The 15,972-nt window shown below is 61.2% G+C and carries 18 protein-coding genes; 13 read left to right on the top strand and 5 right to left on the bottom strand.

Annotated features, from left to right (window positions below):
- The first annotated feature begins 83 nt into the window (after window positions 1–83).
- On the top strand, window positions 84–623 hold the full coding sequence (locus tag LHFGNBLO_RS16240; protein ID WP_258608976.1) for a GNAT family N-acetyltransferase: 540 nt from the start codon (window positions 84–86) through the stop codon (window positions 621–623).
- Here the strand turns inward: LHFGNBLO_RS16240 and LHFGNBLO_RS16235 are convergent.
- Complete coding sequence (locus LHFGNBLO_RS16235) at window positions 541–1,278, bottom strand: hypothetical protein (protein ID WP_258608975.1); 738 nt, start codon at window positions 1,276–1,278, stop codon at window positions 541–543. The two genes, LHFGNBLO_RS16240 and LHFGNBLO_RS16235, sit on opposite strands and share 83 nt — an antisense overlap.
- Before the next feature lie 568 nt (window positions 1,279–1,846).
- Here LHFGNBLO_RS16235 and LHFGNBLO_RS16230 point away from each other — a divergent pair.
- The 4 genes from LHFGNBLO_RS16230 to LHFGNBLO_RS16215 all read left to right on the top strand — a co-directional run bounded on the left by LHFGNBLO_RS16230 (window position 1,847) and on the right by LHFGNBLO_RS16215 (window position 6,851).
- Window positions 1,847–3,643 (top strand): HlyD family type I secretion periplasmic adaptor subunit, encoded by a 1,797-nt coding sequence (locus LHFGNBLO_RS16230; protein WP_258608973.1) that lies wholly within the window; start codon window positions 1,847–1,849, stop codon window positions 3,641–3,643.
- Between the two features lie 533 nt (window positions 3,644–4,176).
- A complete protein-coding gene (locus tag LHFGNBLO_RS16225) occupies window positions 4,177–5,592 on the top strand; it encodes an ATP-binding protein (RefSeq protein WP_258608971.1) in 1,416 nt (471 codons plus the stop codon).
- Window positions 5,593–5,673: 81 nt separating this feature from the next.
- Entirely contained in the window at window positions 5,674–5,841 is a 168-nt protein-coding gene (locus LHFGNBLO_RS16220; protein WP_258608969.1) for a hypothetical protein, read from the top strand.
- Window positions 5,829–6,851, top strand: a complete 1,023-nt coding sequence (locus LHFGNBLO_RS16215) for a glycosyltransferase family 4 protein (protein WP_258608967.1) — start codon at window positions 5,829–5,831, stop codon at window positions 6,849–6,851. Before LHFGNBLO_RS16220 ends, LHFGNBLO_RS16215 begins: the two co-directional genes overlap by 13 nt.
- A gap of 56 nt (window positions 6,852–6,907) precedes the next feature.
- Here the strand turns inward: LHFGNBLO_RS16215 and LHFGNBLO_RS16210 are convergent, their stop codons facing one another.
- The 3 genes from LHFGNBLO_RS16210 to LHFGNBLO_RS16200 form a co-directional block, all read right to left on the bottom strand.
- Window positions 6,908–7,267: a tRNA-binding protein gene (locus LHFGNBLO_RS16210; protein WP_258608965.1), complete on the bottom strand. Its 360-nt coding sequence runs from the start codon at window positions 7,265–7,267 to the stop codon at window positions 6,908–6,910.
- A 6-nt stretch (window positions 7,268–7,273) separates the two neighbouring features.
- On the bottom strand, window positions 7,274–7,774 hold the full coding sequence (locus tag LHFGNBLO_RS16205; RefSeq protein WP_006202532.1) for a YbjN domain-containing protein: 501 nt from the start codon (window positions 7,772–7,774) through the stop codon (window positions 7,274–7,276).
- 316 nt (window positions 7,775–8,090) lie between these two features.
- A complete protein-coding gene (locus tag LHFGNBLO_RS16200) occupies window positions 8,091–8,393 on the bottom strand; it encodes an accessory factor UbiK family protein (protein WP_258608964.1) in 303 nt (100 codons plus the stop codon).
- 166 nt (window positions 8,394–8,559) lie between these two features.
- On the opposite strand from LHFGNBLO_RS16200, the gene LHFGNBLO_RS16195 reads away from it, so the two are divergent.
- The 4 genes from LHFGNBLO_RS16195 (at window position 8,560) to LHFGNBLO_RS16180 (ending at window position 11,117) form a co-directional block, all read left to right on the top strand.
- Complete coding sequence (locus LHFGNBLO_RS16195; protein ID WP_258608962.1) at window positions 8,560–8,814, top strand: type II toxin-antitoxin system ParD family antitoxin; 255 nt, start codon at window positions 8,560–8,562, stop codon at window positions 8,812–8,814.
- Window positions 8,811–9,134 (top strand): type II toxin-antitoxin system RelE/ParE family toxin, encoded by a 324-nt coding sequence (locus LHFGNBLO_RS16190; RefSeq protein ID WP_258608959.1) that lies wholly within the window; start codon window positions 8,811–8,813, stop codon window positions 9,132–9,134. Before LHFGNBLO_RS16195 ends, LHFGNBLO_RS16190 begins: the two co-directional genes overlap by 4 nt.
- 61 nt (window positions 9,135–9,195) lie before the next feature.
- Window positions 9,196–10,050, top strand: coding sequence for a prolipoprotein diacylglyceryl transferase (gene lgt, locus LHFGNBLO_RS16185; protein WP_258608957.1), 855 nt, complete (start codon window positions 9,196–9,198; stop codon window positions 10,048–10,050).
- Window positions 10,047–11,117, top strand: coding sequence for a class I SAM-dependent methyltransferase (locus LHFGNBLO_RS16180; protein ID WP_258608955.1), 1,071 nt, complete (start codon window positions 10,047–10,049; stop codon window positions 11,115–11,117). Before lgt ends, LHFGNBLO_RS16180 begins: the two co-directional genes overlap by 4 nt.
- 22 nt (window positions 11,118–11,139) lie before the next feature.
- On the opposite strand, the gene LHFGNBLO_RS16175 is transcribed toward LHFGNBLO_RS16180, so the two are convergent.
- On the bottom strand, window positions 11,140–12,039 hold the full coding sequence (locus LHFGNBLO_RS16175; RefSeq protein ID WP_258608954.1) for a hypothetical protein: 900 nt from the start codon (window positions 12,037–12,039) through the stop codon (window positions 11,140–11,142).
- Between the two features lie 186 nt (window positions 12,040–12,225).
- Between LHFGNBLO_RS16175 and pgeF the strand changes: the two genes are divergently transcribed.
- The 4 genes from pgeF (at window position 12,226) to LHFGNBLO_RS16155 (ending at window position 15,927) form a co-directional block, all read left to right on the top strand.
- On the top strand, window positions 12,226–13,020 hold the full coding sequence (gene pgeF, locus LHFGNBLO_RS16170) for a peptidoglycan editing factor PgeF (protein WP_258608953.1): 795 nt from the start codon (window positions 12,226–12,228) through the stop codon (window positions 13,018–13,020).
- Entirely contained in the window at window positions 13,020–14,171 is a 1,152-nt protein-coding gene (locus tag LHFGNBLO_RS16165) for a M24 family metallopeptidase (RefSeq protein ID WP_258608950.1), read from the top strand. Before pgeF ends, LHFGNBLO_RS16165 begins: the two co-directional genes overlap by 1 nt.
- A gap of 55 nt (window positions 14,172–14,226) precedes the next feature.
- Window positions 14,227–14,832: a hypothetical protein gene (locus LHFGNBLO_RS16160; protein ID WP_258608948.1), complete on the top strand. Its 606-nt coding sequence runs from the start codon at window positions 14,227–14,229 to the stop codon at window positions 14,830–14,832.
- Window positions 14,833–14,991: 159 nt separating this feature from the next.
- Window positions 14,992–15,927 (top strand): ribose-phosphate pyrophosphokinase, encoded by a 936-nt coding sequence (locus LHFGNBLO_RS16155; protein ID WP_258608946.1) that lies wholly within the window; start codon window positions 14,992–14,994, stop codon window positions 15,925–15,927.
- Window positions 15,928–15,972: the final 45 nt, after the last annotated feature.

Genomic DNA, 15,972 nt, shown 5'->3' with positions numbered 1-15,972 from the left:
GACTTGGATGTTTCGACGCGGCGTTCGGCGCGCCGTTTCTTTTCGGGGTCGACGGACGCCCGCCGAGGCGCTAAAGTTCGTACATGCCGCGCGATATCCTGGTCCGCCGAACAGCCGAGACCGATCTGCCCGCCATTACGGCGATCTACAGCGAAGCGGTTCGCGCCGGTGCCGGATCATTTGAATTGGAAGTGCCGGACGTAACCGAGATGGCCCGCCGCTGGCGAAACCGCGTTGGCAAGGGCTATCCGCATATCGTGGCCATCCGGGATGACGCCGTCATCGGCTACGCTTATACCGGCCGCTACCGCACGCACCCAGCCTATCGCTTCTTGGTCGAGGACAGCATCTACATTGCTCCTGATGCGCAGGGCGCCGGTGTCGGTCGAGTGCTCCTGAGCGAGTTGATCAAGCTCTGCGAAGGACGGGGATTCAGACAGATGATCGCCCTGATCGCGGGCGGAACGGAGAACCCGTCGTCGGTCAGATTGCATGACCGTCTCGGATTTCGACAAGTCGGCCTGATCGAAGGCTCCGCCTTTAAGCACGGGCGATGGCTTGACATACTGTTGATGCAGCGCGCGCTTGGCGAGGGAAAAGCCTCGTTACCGCGCGAGCGCTAGCAGGCTGTTGAAGAATGGTTGCGTTTGGCTTTGAGGATAGCCTCATCGCCGTTGTGATAGGCGAATGTGATCTCGATCGAGCCGTCGTCGAGCAGTTCGGCGGAGCCGTAGCGCCCATCTGGCCGAGATAACGCCCGGAATCGGAGAAGCCGAACGGGATGGTGAGACGTCCCAGCCGCTCCACATAGGCGCGGAAGTGCGGGCCGCCGAACAGCCGAGCGAAATATTGCGCGGCCAGAAGGGTGAAGCCGGACTCCGTTTCCGCGATCAGGAAATGTACTGGCGTCGCCGCATCGATGTGCTTCACCATCTGCGCGACGATCATGAAGAGACGCCGCGCCGAGGCATCTTCCGACAGGATGGAGCCGTAGCTGACTGATCGCGGCTCTACCGCGTTGAGGAGATCGTTTACCGCCGCCAAGTAGGACCGCCGGTGCGTCGGGTCGCTGGGCGAGGTGACCAGCCCGACTTGGCTGCGGATCGCGTTGTGGACCTGCGTGGCGTTCAGCCGGACATGCGTATGCGCCAGGCCTAGTCCGTGCGACCGCATTTCGGCATCCAGCGTAACGAGCGAGAGCCGCAGATTCTCCTCGCGGCATTCCGCCAGCATCTCGTCGACCAGCCGGCGCAAGTCCACCGTATCGGTGAGCGCCACGGGTGCCTGTTCGACCATTAGGCGCCCGAACGTGGCGACTGCCTTGCCCGGCGAGTCGGGCCCGAGCGCGGCAAGGGTGCTCTGCTGCGCTTCAGCGGCTTCCCTTGCGCGCGTCAGCTTGAGCCGCAGGCGCTCCAGCGGCCCCAGTGGTGATGAGGGCGTCGATTGTCATGATGGCAATCGGCCCCCTACTTGTTGATGGGACGCATCATTTCTAGACCAACTCAGGGCTGCAATTCGTGTGCCGGGCTGCAATTCGTGTACCAACAACAAAAAACCGCCGCTTCGTGACACCTATCTAGAACGAGTCTGGTAAACGGCCCGTGGAACTACTCAACGACGGCCGGCCAACCCACCACCACCGTGAGGCGTACGGTGTCTTGAGGGAGTCCCATCGCAAAGGGGAACCACAAGCGCCGATGAAACTGGCCGGATCGTACTTACGCCCTGATCTGTTCACTTGAGCAGCGCGTTGAACGCAAGGGATTGGCTTAGCGCTCAATTCGACTAAAATCTTTGTTGACACTCCGACCCATTTTCAGGGCACGATAGCTGATGGAGGCGGGAATTGGCGGACCTAGTTGCGTTGTTGCGGAATGCCATCAATGGCCTTGACGATCACTCGCCAGCGATGCGCCAAAAGGTATATGAACGGGCCCGAACCGCAGTAGCTAAGAAGCTCGCTTTATTGAACGCGCCACCTTCAGTATCGGAAAGGACGCTGCGCGACCTAGAAAATGCAATCTGGGGGGTCGAAACGGAGCTCACGTTCGCGGACAGTTCGAATACCAGGCAAGCGATCTTATGTTCATCCGGAACAGATGACGATAGACTGCAGAAATCGGGAACGCCGGCAGAGCAAGCTTATGTGCTTGAAATAACAGGACTAGCTGGAAGTCGGTCGAGTGACCACGATGCTAAGTCAGGAGCCTTCGGCACAGACCTTTCGCAAGAAAGCATCCTCGGACGAGGAATGGCGTGTGATCGAACCGCTCGGCGAGCCGAAATTGCTCGAGAAGATGGGCAAATCAGACGAGGAAAACTGATCGGCATGCTAGGTCCAGACAAACGCAACCGGCGCTCGTGGACCATTCGAAAACCGCTCGGAATTGGTCTAGCGGCCATGGTGGGATTGTTCGGCCTTGTTTTTGCATGGGCTGCAACGTTCAACATATCCGGCGCCGTCATAGGCACGGGGCAGGTGCAGGCATCGGCCAATCGCATCGCGGTTCAACACCAGGTCGGTGGTGTGGTCGCCGCGATCCTTGCGAATAACGGCGACCAGGTGAGGAGCGGTGACGTTGTTTTAAGGCTTGACGACTCTTCGCTTCGTTCGGAACTTGCCACGGTCGAGGGCGAGCTGTTCGAAATCCTCGCTAACGAGGCCCGATTGGAAGCCGTGTTGGATGATCGCAAGGAGCTTTCGCTCCATCCCGTTTTGCAAGAGGCCGTCATGACCAATCCGGGCCTTAAGCCATTGCTGGACCATCAGCAGCGTCAGCTTGACGCGCACTACGACTCGCTCGTCACCCAGGTCTCGCTCTTACGGGAGCAGACAAATCAAATCCGTAATGAGGCCCTTGGGGTACAGGCTGCCCTCGACGCTAAGCGCGAAGAGCTTGCATTCTCCAGTGACGAACTTGCCGGCTCCATCCAGAAGCTGGATAAAGGGCTCATTACGAAGACGATCGTGACAACCCTGCAGAAGGAAGTTATTACAGCAAAGGGCGAGTTCGGTACTCTGACGGCGCAAGTTGCCGAGCTAAATGGAAAGTTAGCCGAGCAGGAACTTAAGCTGAACGCGATTCCATTGGAGATAAAGGATCTTGGCGCAGACAAAATAAACCTTCTAAGACAGCAATCGAAGAAGCTCATAGAAATCAGAAGTTCCATTCTCCATAATTTGGGCAATCTAGATGTTAGGACTCCGGTAAGCGGAATGGTTTTTGATTCCAAGATACTTGGGCCGCGATCAGTTATCGAAGCTGCGAAACCGATCATGTATATCGTCCCAGACGGCGAACCGACGTTAGTCGTAGTGCGCGTGGAAGGGAGGGACATCGATCAGGTTCACATAGGTCAGGAAGCTGGACTTAGGTTCACCACATTCAACCGACGGTCGACGCCGATCATTGAGGGGCGGGTGACGGCTATATCGGCGGATGCGTTTCTCGATGAACGCACCCAAGCGTTCTACTACTTTGTCGACGTGTCGCTGATTGAAGAAGAATTGCACAAGCTTGGTGATGTCAAGCTAATATCGGGAATGCCGGTTGAAGCGTTTCTCACGACGAAGAGCCGTTCGCCGGCCAGCTACGTGATCAAACCGATTTTCGATTACTTCGCTAGAGCGTTCAGAGACTGAACTGCAATCTGGCGTGTGACTCGGCGAGGATTAGGTATCGCCAGATAGATGAAGCTAGTGTCGGTCGTTCACGATGGCCCGTCCAAGGACCTGAAACTACGGCAGCTTCTGGGATCGGCGATCGTTTCTCTGAACGGCCGAGATGCGGCGCAAAGCGGCCGGACACGTAGCCCGCATTGGCTCGTAGCTGGCTCTCGCCCGGCGATCGCCTTCATCCCATCTTGCGCGTCTCAGATCCGCGCCTACACACGCACACGCTGTCGAAAGGACATCTTCTGGAGGTGAACCTCAGTCCTTTTGAGTTCGAGGAAATGGTCTATATGAGCTTCAACATCTCTTCGGCGAAGGGCCAGCACGAAAGCCTAATGGGTTTGACAATTTGGGAATAAAGCCTTTGTTGTCAATGATCGGCAATCGATCGTTTGACAGCCTAACCACTTGAACTGCCACGGCTGTTCCAGAACGGCTCAGCGTGGAATAGAATGCCACCTGCGGTCTCCCTGCTGAACGGCCGTAGATAAGCGAAAAGACGTATGGCGACCACGCAACTGGAACGGCCAGGAAATGGCGGCTTGAGCGCTCGCGCCATGCGAACGCTGAGGGCAATGCCGCGCGCCTGGAAACGGTTCTGGCGCCTCGTCGCACTTTACATGCCAAAGAGGCTCTATGCCCGCTCCCTGATCATCGTCATCGCGCCGATGATCCTGCTGCAATCGGTCGTCGCCTTCGTCTTCATGGAACGCCACTGGCAGACGGTGACGCAGCGCCTGTCGCAGGCCACCGTGCGCGACATTGCCGCCATCATCGACCTGATAGAGACCTATCCGCACGATGCCGACTACGCCAATGTGATCCGCATTGCGCAGGACCGCATGCAGTTGAAGGTCGACTTGCTGCCGCCCGATCCACTGCCGGCGCCCGGTCCAAAGCCTTTTTTCTCGATTCTGGATGACGTTCTCTCAACCGAGATCACCCGCCAGATCAACCGCCCGTTCTGGATCGATACCGTCGGCAATTCCAACATTGTCGAGGTCCGCGTCCAGCTCGAAGGCAAGGTGCTGCGCGTCTTCGTGCGCCGCAGCCAGGCCTACGCCTCGAACACCCACATCTTCCTGATCTGGATGGTTGGCACCTCGCTGGTGCTGTTGATGATCGCCATTCCCTTCCTGCGCAACCAGATCCGCCCGATCCTGACGCTGGCCGAGGCGGCAGAGAGCTTCGGTAAGGGCCGGCCAATGCCGCGCGATTTCCGGCCGCGCGGCGCGGAGGAAGTTCGCCGTGCCGGCTTTGCCTTCATCCAGATGCGCGAGCGCATCGAACGCCAGCTCGAACAGCGCACCGCGATGCTGACCGGCGTCAGCCATGATCTGAGAACCATCCTGACCCGCTTCAAGCTGCAGCTGGCGCTAACCGGCGGCAAGGCCGAGACCAAGGCAGCGCTCGACCAGGACATCGACGACATGCAGTCGATGCTGGAAGGCTATCTGGCCTTTGCGCGCGGCGAGGCATCGGAAGACACCGGCCGTTTCGACCTCCAGGCCTACTTCCAGAAACTCGGCGAGGAGGCGACGCTACACAGGCGCAAGCTATCGACCGCGCTCGCCGGCGATCCCGACGTGCATGTGCGACCCAACGCCTTCGCCAGGCTGCTGTCCAACGTCGTCGGCAATGCCTTCCGTTATGCAAGGACCGTGGAGATCACCGCCAACCACGGCCGCGGCTCGCTTCTCGTCACCATTGACGATGACGGCCCGGGCATTCCGCCCGAAAAGCGCGAGCACGTGTTCAAGCCTTTCGTGCGGCTTGACGAGGCCCGCAACCTCGACGCCAGCGGCACGGGACTTGGCCTGTCCATCGCCCGCGACATCGCTCGCAGCCATGGCGGTGACATCGTGCTGGACGACAGCCCGCTCGGCGGCTTGCGCGCCGTGATCAAGGTTCCCGCCTGACCTGAACCTAAGCTCGTCCCGCAATGCACTTGCGGGTTGCGCCTTCATCCGCCCGTCATGAAACCATGTTGAAGAGCGCGCATGAAGCGCGCGATCCATATTGATTCGGCCTCGCAGTCCCCCTTCGACGCAACGCCCATCCGGGTGCGCAGGAGCGAAGCGCGAGCGGCGGCCTGGTCGCCGTTCCGGCATCGCATCAAGGCCACCGACGACGATCTCCTGGGCAAAGGACCGCCATGCGCATTCTGATGGTCACCGACGCCTGGCGTCCGCAAGTCAACGGCGTCGTCCACACGCTGGAGCGGCTCTCGGAAACGCTGAAGTCTTTTGACGTCGAGGCGGACTTTCTGACGCCGAATATCTTTCGCACTCTGCCCCTGCCGACCTATCCCGACATCAGGTTGGCGCTGACCACGCCCGGGCATGTCGCCCGCCTGATCGACGCGCGCAAGGCAGACCACATCCACATCGTCACCGAAGGTCCGCTCGGCATGATGGCGCGGCGCTACTGCCGCCACGCCGGCCGGCCGTTCACAACCAGCTATCACACGCGCTTCCCGGAATATCTGAGCGCACGCCTGCCCGTCCCTGAAAGCTGGGCCTACCGCTGGCTGCGCGATTTCCACAATTCCGGACAAGGCACGCTGGTCGCCACCCAGTCGCTGGCGGACGACCTTGCCGCGCGCGGATTCACCAAGCTCAGGCCATGGACGCGCGGCGTCGATATCGACCATTTCCGGCCGGAAAAGCGGAAGGATCTGGGATTTCCGGGGCCGATCTTCCTCTGCGTCGGCCGCGTCGCCATCGAAAAGAACCTGACCGCCTTCCTCGATCTCGACCTGCCCGGCAGCAAGGTCGTCGTCGGTGAGGGACCAGAGCTTTCAAAGCTCAAGGCCAGATATCCCGATGCGCATTTCCTCGGCCACCGTCCCAACGACGAACTCGCCGAAATCTACGCGTCGGCCGATGTCTTCGTCTTTCCAAGCCGCACCGACACGTTCGGCAACGTCATCATCGAGGCGCTGGCCAGCGGCACGCCGGTCGCCGCCTATCCGGTGACCGGACCGATCGACATCGTCGGTGACGGCATCGGCGGCGCGGTGTCCACCGATCTGCGTGAAGCGTCACTCATCGCGCTCAATGTCGACCGCGCCGAGGCCCGCGAACGCGCCATGCGCTACAGTTGGAAGGCCTGCGCCGAAATGTTTCTGGATACGGTCCAAGAGGCCCTCGGCACGACGCGCAAGCTGGCGGCCTGACATTACCTTCGTCATCCACGGGCCTGCACGTCCGCTTCGCCCGTGGATGACGAAAGCTAGAACAGGCGGCCACCATCCGGCACCTTGCGCTCGATCGCGCCAAGCACCACGGCGCCCTCCTCGTCGGGAAAGCCAAGCGTCAGCACTTCCGACATGAACGGCCCGATCTGGCGCGGCGGAAAATTGACCACCGCGAACACCTGCCGGCCGATCAGCGTATCGGGCGCATAGTATTTGGTGATCTGCGCCGACGATTTCTTCAGCCCGATATCAGGGCCGAAATCGATCTTCAGCTTGAACGCCGGCTTGCGTGCCTCGGGGAACGGCTCGGCGTCGATGATGGTGCCGACGCGGATGTCGACACGGTCGAAATCGGAAAAGCTGATCTCGGGCTTGCGCGCGTTGCTCGAACTCATCGAGGCTCAGGCGTTTCCGTAGGTTTCGAACAGGACGCCGGCCAGCGCATCCTTGGCCGAGGTTCCCGACCAGACGACGAACTGGAACGCCTGAAAATAGCATTCGCAGGCTTCCAGCGCCGACGACAGCAGCACCTCGACCTGCTGGCTCGACGGCTCGACCCCGCCGGCCAGCAGCAGCGACTGGCGGAACATGATCGCGCCTTCCTGCTCCCAGAGGTCGAAATGGCCGAACAGCATCTGCTCGTTGATCAGCGACAGCAGCCGCATCACTTCGAGTGCGCGGGCCTCCGGCACCTTGATGTCGAAAGCGCAGGCCAGATGCAGCGCCTCGAAATCCTCCATCCAGGAGAATGAGACGTGATAGTCGGTCCAGCTTCCGGCAACCGAAATCGAAATCTCGTCATCGCCGGCCCGTTCAAAGGACCAGTCATTGTTGTGCGCCACCTGCTCGATGACATCCACCGGATGGATTTCGCGGGAGAATTCGAGTTCGAGAAGTTCCATGGAATGCTTCCTGTGTTCAGGGGAGCGCCACACGCTCCGCGGGGCACACACGACGAACAATCTTGTCTAGAACTCGGACGGCCAGGACTTCACGACACAAAGACCCCGGACCGGACCCCACCGCCCGGCCGCATGACCCTGCTCCGAATCATGCAACAAATTCAGTCTATTGATCGGGAGTCGCGTGAACAGCCCAATTTTTCGCACTGCGTCATTCGCATGTGGAAAGCCGCTGTCACAAAGATTCATGCAATGCCGGTAAACGATTCACGCCAAAGCGATTTTTCGGATTGTGCTTTGTGGAAAAGTTTAGCGATTATTTTTTTGGTTTGGGCTTCGCCGCAGCCGCAGGTGCGGCCTGCCCGGTCAATTCGGCGAGCCTGGCCTCAAGCGCATCGATGCGGGTAGCAAGGCGGGTGTTTTCTTCCCTGGCCTTCGCAGCCATGTCGCGGGCGGCCTCGAACTCCTCGCGCTGCACCACGTCCATGGTGCTGAGAATACGCTCGGCCTGTCCCTTGAAGGCGGTCTCCACCTCGCGCCGCACGCCTTGCGCAGCACCGGCGGCATCGGTCATCAACTTGGCGAATTCATCGAGAATGCGGTTCGGTCCGGTCGACATGGCAAATCCTCGCTTGGTCGAATTGACGTAGTGGCGCTGAGCGCGGAATGCAAGAACGTTGCGGCTGCTGCGGCATCAAGTCGGATGGAGTTTTGCTCGATGGGCTACTGGTCTGTCGGACCAATAACTATTATTGTACAAAAGAGAGCATCTGAAGGAGCATCTCATGGCCATCAGCGCAGATTTGGGCAACCGTCTGGAGGATGTCGTAAACCAGCTTGTGAGCACCGGCCGCTACAATTCGAAGAGCGAAGTGCTGCGCGAAGGCGTTCGCCTTGTCGAAGAACGGGAGAAGCGCCTTGCCGCGCTCGACGCCGCGCTCGCCAAGGGCATCGGTGAGGCCGACGCAGGGCAATTGAAGCCTGCCGAAGACGTGCTTGACCGCCTGGAGGCCAAATACAAAGCGATGGCCAAGAGGTGAAGCGGCTGGTCTTCACCCACCAGGCCGAAACAGACCTTGAAGCCATTGGCGATCATATCGCGCTCGACAGCCCGCTTCGGGCTGTGACGTTCATCCGGGAACTGCGTGACGACTGCATGGGACTGCAGACCATGCCGACGCGGTATCCGCTCTTGCCGCGCCACGAATCTTCCGGCATCCGTCGCCGCGTTCACGGAAGCTACTTGATTTTCTACCGCATCAGCACCGATGCAGTGGAAATACTGCATATCCTGCATGGGCGCGACGGACAACGAGGCCATTTTGTTTCCGGAGAATTGACGGCGCCCGCGTTGCCTTGACCCCGCCAAAACCCTGCCGCATGGTCCGCGCCCGAACGCGACCGCACCCGGGAGATCCTTGTTGAGCGAAAATTTTATGCTGCCGCTGGCCGCGCTGCCCTTTCCCAACATCGACCCGGTCATCGTCCAGATCGGCCCGCTGGCGGTGCACTGGTATGGCGTCGGCTACATCGTCGGCATTCTCTTCGCCTGGTGGTATGCCAAGCGGCTTGTCACCAACACAAGGCTCTGGCCCGAAGGCATCCTGCCGATGAAACCGGAGGACCTCGACGACTTCATCGTCTGGGCGGCCATCGGCGTGGTGCTGGGCGGACGCACCGGCTACGTGCTGTTTTACGACCTGCCGCGCTACATCGCCCACCCGCTCGATATCCTTGCCGTCTGGCAGGGCGGCATGTCGTTCCATGGCGGCCTGCTCGGCGTCATCCTTGCCATGACGCTGTTTTCTCGGTCGCGCGGCATCCGCACATGGACCCTGTTCGACGTGGTGGCAGCCGGCGTGCCGGTCGGCCTCGGCCTTGTCCGCGTCGCGAATTTCATCAATTCGGAGCTCTGGGGCAAGCTGACCAGCGTGCCGTGGGCCGTCGAATTCCCCAATGGCGGACCGTTCCCGCGCCATCCGAGCCAGATCTACGAGGCACTGCTTGAGGGCCTGGTGCTGTTCCTGATCCTGCGCGTCCTCACCCATTCACGGCTCAAGCTGAAGACGCCGGGCTTCGTCGGCGGCGCCTTCATCGCCGGCTATGGGGCATCGCGCATCTTCGTCGAATTCTTTCGCGAGCCCGATCAGCAACTCGGCTATCTCCTCGGGACGGGCTGGCTCACCATGGGTATGGTGCTGTCGCTGCCTATGCTCCTTGTCGGCATCTGGGCGATGGCCACGGCCAAACCGGTGCCACAGCCGCGGCCGGCATGACACCGCTGAAGGCCCGCATCATCGACCTCATCGGTGCGGTGGGGCCCATCCCCGTCAACGAATATATGGCGCTCTGCCTGTTCGATCCTCGAGACGGCTATTATACGACACGCGAACCCTTCGGCGCCGCCGGCGACTTCGTTACCGCGCCGGAGATCAGCCAGATGTTCGGCGAACTGGTCGCCGTCTGGCTTTACCAGGCCTGGCAGACGATCGGCCGGCCGCTGCCTGTCACCATCGCCGAAATCGGCCCCGGCCGTGGCACGCTGATGAAGGACGTGCTGCGCAGCGTGTCGCGGCTCGATCCGGCGTTCACCGCCAGCGCCTCGTTCGCCATGATCGAGACTAGCCCGAGATTGACCGACATCCAGAAGCAGACGCTTGCCGGTACATCGGCCGGGATCGGCTGGCATGAAACCATCGATACGCTGCCGCAGACGCCGCTTCTCATCGTCGGCAATGAATTGTTCGACGCGGTGCCCATCCGCCAGTTCATCCGTGCCGGCGCGGGGTGGCGTGAACGCGTGATCGGCCTCGATGATGCGGATGATTTGCGCTTCTTCGCCGGCGCCGGTTCGGTCGATGCGACGTTGTTGCCGGATGAGGCCGCCGATGCGCCACAAGGCGCGATCGTCGAGGTGGCACCGGCCCGCGCCGCGCTGATGGCGGCCATTGCCGGACGATTGGCCGCGCATGGCGGGGCGGGCCTGTTCCTTGACTACGGCCACCTTCAGCCCGGTGTCGGCGACACGCTGCAGGCCCTGCGCAAGCACAATCACGAAGATGTGCTGGCCAATCCGGGCGAAGCCGATCTCACCGCGCATGTCGATTTCGCCGCCCTTGCCGCTGTTGTCCGGGCGCACGGCCTCGATGTCCAATTGAGCACGCAAGGTGAATTCCTGCTCGGCATGGGCCTGCTCGAGCGAGCCGGGTTGCTGGGAGCCGAGGCGAACGAACAGGCGCGGCAAACCATTGCCGACGCTGTCGAACGCCTGGCCGGACCCGACGCCATGGGTCAACTTTTCAAGGTTCTGAAAATCCTCCCCACGCCAAGCAAGACGTCCTGACCGGCAGGCCGACCACCCAGCGTCAGAGGTCGTTTACAAGCCGTCCCGCCACGCCGCCGAGATAAGTGTCCCAGAGATGGTCGGACATCAGCCGGCGGTAGCGCCGCGTACTGATCAGGGCTCGATATGAGGCGCCGCCGACGTGAAAGAGGCTGCCGTCGAACATTTGGTGGTGGGCCTCTGTCTCGCCGATCCTCAAGCTGACCGTTGTCCCTCTGGCGCCAACGATGTTGTTTTCATCCAGCCTGTCGCGGAGCATCGGCCAATTGCCGCCGCCAGTATCCAGCCCAGTCTCGAATCGGGGCCTGAAATCCAGATCGAGATCCTCCACCGCCGCGTAGCGAAAGAAGCAAAGTCCAGCCCAGAAATACCACCCGTCATGGCCTCGCTCGGCCCGATGTTTCGCGCCATAGGCGGCCTTGCCCTCCATGCACCTGGGTATGTCCAGCGGGGCGACGGGAAAGCAGTCGTGGTCCAGATAGCCGAACGTTTCGGGTCGCAGGTGGCGCACGATATTGTGGAATATCCAGTTCATCGAGATGCCGTGCGACCGGTTGGGATTCCATTCCGGGTTTCGCGGCAGCCCGAAATAAACAATGCCTCGCGACCGGCAGATGGTCTCGATCGCCTGTCGCGCGGATCGGCTGGACGAATTGTCGACGACAACAAGTGTCATGCCGGTGGAATAGGTCAGCCAGGCCTTGGTAAGCGCATCGATGACCCAGGGCGTATTGAAGGCAATGGCAAAGCAATAGTGCCGAGAGCCGGTCCGCCGCAGCTCTTCAGCCAGCTTTGATCCCTGTGCCACGTGCCGCGACCGGAAATAACCTTCCACCAGCGCATTGCGGAAATCTTTCGCTTTGCGCACGTGACGGTTCTTATGAACCTGCCGGATCAGGCTCTTGACTGGTTGCCAGACCATTGAAACCTTCGCCGGAACACGCAACCGTCCAGCCGTTGCTCACTGCCTATAGTCCAAAGCCGGGTTTTCGCCAAGTTGGCAAGGCCCCCGAACATGATGCCTGGCGGCGTTTGTCCACGGTCTGATCCGGGCATGCGCTTTGAACTTCGCCTTGACGAAATCGCCGGCGCGGACAACAACGCGTCCATGCTGAATCAGACCAAACCGGATCCCGTTCGGTCGCCCCTGCTGGAAGAGGCGAAAGCGCAAGGCATCCGTCACGGCTATTTCACCCGCGTCGGCGGCGTCTCCAGCGGCATCTACCAGGGTCTCAACATCGGCACCGGCTCGAATGACGACCAGACGCTGGTCGCCGAGAACCGCCGTCGCGTTGCCGAATGGATGGGCGTGCCGGCGAGCCATTTGCTGACCGCCCATCAGATCCATTCGCCCGATGTCGTCATTGCCCGTGAGCCGTTTGCCGGTGAGCGTCCCAAGGCGGACGCCATCGTCACCGACCGGCCAGGCATTGCCGTCGGCGCCTCGACCGCCGATTGCGGACCGGTTCTGTTCGCGGATGCTGAGGCGCGCATCATCGGTGCAGCTCACGCCGGCTGGAAAGGCGCCTTCACCGGCGTGCTCGAAAACACGGTTCTGGCGATGGAAGGCCTTGGCGCTCGTCGCGAACGCATCGTCGCCGTGCTCGGCCCTTCGATCGGTCCCGACAACTACGAGGTCGGGCCGGAATTCGTCGCCCGCTTTGTCGAGACAGATGCCGGTAACATCAGCTATTTCGCACCCTCGGCAAATCCCGGCCATGCGATGTTCGACCTCAACCTTTATACGGTCGATCGGCTCAAAAAGGCCGGAGTGACGGCCGAGGGGCTCGGCCGCTGCACCTATGCCGAGGAAGGCCTGTTCTATTCCTACCGGCGTAGCACGCACCGTAAGGAACCGGACTACGGCCGGCAGGTTTCGGCAATTGTTTTGGAGAAAGAGTGATGGCGCTGCATTTCGAACGGTCGGAGTTTGACGCACGGCGCGACCGGCTGATGATCGAACTTGCCGAGAAGAAGCTCGATGCCGTGCTGCTGTTCGCGCAGGAAAGCATGTACTGGCTGACCGGCTACGACACATTCGGCTTCTGCTTCTTCCAGTGCCTGGTGGTCAAGGCCGATGGCTCGATGGTTTTGCTTACCCGCTCGGCCGATCTGCGCCAGGCGCGCCACACCTCGATCATCGACAACATCGTGCTGTGGACCGACCGCGACGGTGCCAATCCGGCCGTCGACTTGCGCAACCTGCTCAATGAACTCGGCCTGCTCGGCGCCCGCATCGGCGTCGAATACGACACGCACGGCCTGACCGCCTACAATGGCCGACGCCTCGACGAACAGTTGCAGACGTTCGGCCAGATCGCCGACGCCTCCGGCATCGTCAGCCGGCTGCGCCTGTTCAAGAGCCCGGCTGAAATCGCCAAGGCTGAGAAAGCCGCAAATCTTGCCGACGATGCGCTGGACGCAGCCCTGCCGCTGATCAAGCAAGGCGGCGACGAAGCCTTGATACTTGCCGCCATGCAAGGCGCGATCTTTGCCGGTGGCGGCGACTATCCAGCCAATGAGTTCATTATCGGCTCCGGCACGGATGCGCTTCTCTGCCGCTACAAGGCCGGACGCCGCAAGCTCACCAAGAACGATCAACTGACGCTCGAATGGGCTGGCGTCTTCCACCACTACCACGCCGCGATGATGCGCACCGTACTGACCGGCAAGGTGTCGAAACGGCACCAGGAGCTGTTCGATGCCGCCCGCGCCTCACTTCTTGCCGTCGAAAAGGCGATGACGCCGGGCAACAGCTTCGGCGATGTCTTCGACGCACATGCCCGCACGCTCGAAGCGCACAATCTGACCAAGCACCGGCTCAATGCCTGCGGCTATTCGCTCGGCGCCCGCTTCACCCCGTCCTGGATGGACATGCCGATGTTCTACCAGGGCAATCCCGAGCCGATCGCGCCCAACATGACGCTGTTCGCCCACATGATCATCATGGACTCTGAAACCGAGACGGCGATGACGCTTGGCCGCACCTATCTGACCACCGAAACGCAGCCGAAGCCGCTTTCACGCCATGATCTCGACTTGATCGTGCAGTGAATCCATAATGGAGGCATTGATCACGGCGTTCATCGCCAAGGAGTTTTTCAGGCAAATGAGACGATCGCATGTGACGACCGTGTCATTGCTCGCCGCACTGGCGCTGGCTGCTTGCACCAATGCCAAGGACGTCCTGGAACCTTCGGCCATCACCCCGCCGACGCCGTCGACACAGTCGCTTCCGGCCCCGCAAGGCGACGCGGCAGTCGCCGCTCCTGCTTCGACACCATCGTCGCCTGCCCCTGCCGCCGCCTCCCCCGCCACGCCGGCCCAGAATGCGGCCATCCTGTCGAAGACGCGGCTGCAGGTTGCGCCGATCGTCGGCGCTTCGGTGGAAGCCGCAACGCCATTGACGGCCGAACTTCAGACGCGCGCCAGGCAACGCGGCATTACGCTCGCCGGCAGCACCGACCAGACCGCCACACATGTGCTGAAGGGCTATTTCTCGACGATGTCGGAAGGCAAGGACACCACCGTCATCTACGTCTGGGATGTCTACGACCCGGCGGGCAACCGGCTGCATCGCATCAATGGCCAGCAGAAAGCCCCCTCGGCCAATGGCGGCGAAGGCTGGACCGCGGTCTCTCCCGCAACCATGCAGGCCATCGCCGATCAGACGATCGACCAGTTCGCCGCATGGCTCGCCGGGCGGGCCGGCTGATCGACGTGTTGCCGGTTTCCGTCAGTGCAGACGTTTTTGAGATTAGCCGGCGGATTCCCGATCTCGGCGCTTGCAATACCGGCGCGGCTCGCTAAAAGCCCGGTTAAGAGGCTCACGAGAGTCTGTCAGGGTCTCTCCATCCTTCACCAGGAACGGTGCATGAAGCTCTTCGCGGGCAATTCCAACAGGGTGCTGGCCGAAGCGGTCGCCCGCTACCTCAACATCCCGCTGGGCAAGGCCACCGTCAGGCGCTTCGCCGATCAGGAAATCTTCGTCGAGATCCAGGAAAATGTGCGCGGCGAGGATGTTTTCATCCTGCAGTCGACCTCGTTCCCGACCAACGATCACCTGATGGAACTGCTCATCATGATCGACGCCTTCATGCGGTCCTCGGCCAAGCGCATCACGGCGGTCATCCCCTATTTCGGCTATGCCAGGCAGGACCGCCGCGCGTCCGGGCGCACGCCGATCTCGGCCAAGCTGGTCGCCAACATGATCACGCGGGCGGGCGTCAACCGCGTACTGACGCTGGATCTCCATGCAGGCCAGATCCAGGGCTTTTTCGATATCCCGACCGACAATCTGTTCTCCGTGCCGGTCATGGCCCGCGACGTGAAGGCGAAATACAAGCAGCTCGCCAATGTCGTCGTCGTATCGCCCGATATCGGCGGCGTGGTTCGCGCCCGCGCGCTGGCCAAGCGCTTCGATGCGCAACTCGCCATCGTCGACAAACGCCGCGAGCGCCCAGGCGAATCTGAAGTCATGAACATCATCGGCGCGGTCGCCGGCAAGGATTGCCTGCTGATCGACGACATCGTCGATTCGGGCGGTACGCTGTGCAACGCCGCCGACGCGCTGCTTGCCAACGGCGCCACCAGCGTCACCGCTTACATCACCCACGGCGTGCTGTCGGGCGGCGCTTGTGCCCGCATCAGCGGCTCGAAGCTGCAGGAACTGGTCATCACCGATTCCATCCAGCCGACCCAGGCGGTGCTCGACGCCCACAACATCCGCGTCATCTCCATCGCCGACCTGATGGGCGAGGCGATCTCGCGCACGGCGACCGAGGAATCGGTGTCGAGCCTGTTCGACTAGAAAATTCCAAAGCGCCATTCCCAGTGCGACGCTCATAGATCAACG

The sequence above is a fragment of the Mesorhizobium sp. AR10 genome (genome assembly GCF_024746795.1).
Classification (GTDB): domain Bacteria; phylum Pseudomonadota; class Alphaproteobacteria; order Rhizobiales; family Rhizobiaceae; genus Mesorhizobium.
The sequence above is the reverse complement of the archived record's forward strand: the minus strand, read 5'-3'. Positions and strand labels throughout refer to the sequence as shown.

What these genes read in the sequence shown, in the direction of transcription:
- LHFGNBLO_RS16240 (WP_258608976.1), top strand. Translation starts at nt 84, where the DNA reads ATGCCGCGCGATATCCTGGTCCGCCGAACAGCCGAGACCGATCTGCCC.
- LHFGNBLO_RS16225 (WP_258608971.1), top strand. Translation starts at nt 4,177, where the DNA reads ATGGCGACCACGCAACTGGAACGGCCAGGAAATGGCGGCTTGAGCGCT.
- LHFGNBLO_RS16220 (WP_258608969.1), top strand. Translation starts at nt 5,674, where the DNA reads ATGAAGCGCGCGATCCATATTGATTCGGCCTCGCAGTCCCCCTTCGAC.
- LHFGNBLO_RS16215 (WP_258608967.1), top strand. Translation starts at nt 5,829, where the DNA reads ATGCGCATTCTGATGGTCACCGACGCCTGGCGTCCGCAAGTCAACGGC.
- LHFGNBLO_RS16210 (WP_258608965.1), bottom strand. Translation starts at nt 7,267, where the DNA reads ATGAGTTCGAGCAACGCGCGCAAGCCCGAGATCAGCTTTTCCGATTTC.
- LHFGNBLO_RS16205 (WP_006202532.1), bottom strand. Translation starts at nt 7,774, where the DNA reads ATGGAACTTCTCGAACTCGAATTCTCCCGCGAAATCCATCCGGTGGAT.
- LHFGNBLO_RS16200 (WP_258608964.1), bottom strand. Translation starts at nt 8,393, where the DNA reads ATGTCGACCGGACCGAACCGCATTCTCGATGAATTCGCCAAGTTGATG.
- LHFGNBLO_RS16195 (WP_258608962.1), top strand. Translation starts at nt 8,560, where the DNA reads ATGGCCATCAGCGCAGATTTGGGCAACCGTCTGGAGGATGTCGTAAAC.
- LHFGNBLO_RS16180 (WP_258608955.1), top strand. Translation starts at nt 10,047, where the DNA reads ATGACACCGCTGAAGGCCCGCATCATCGACCTCATCGGTGCGGTGGGG.
- LHFGNBLO_RS16175 (WP_258608954.1), bottom strand. Translation starts at nt 12,039, where the DNA reads ATGGTCTGGCAACCAGTCAAGAGCCTGATCCGGCAGGTTCATAAGAAC.
- pgeF (WP_258608953.1), top strand. Translation starts at nt 12,226, where the DNA reads ATGCTGAATCAGACCAAACCGGATCCCGTTCGGTCGCCCCTGCTGGAA.
- LHFGNBLO_RS16165 (WP_258608950.1), top strand. Translation starts at nt 13,020, where the DNA reads ATGGCGCTGCATTTCGAACGGTCGGAGTTTGACGCACGGCGCGACCGG.
- LHFGNBLO_RS16160 (WP_258608948.1), top strand. Translation starts at nt 14,227, where the DNA reads ATGAGACGATCGCATGTGACGACCGTGTCATTGCTCGCCGCACTGGCG.
- LHFGNBLO_RS16155 (WP_258608946.1), top strand. Translation starts at nt 14,992, where the DNA reads ATGAAGCTCTTCGCGGGCAATTCCAACAGGGTGCTGGCCGAAGCGGTC.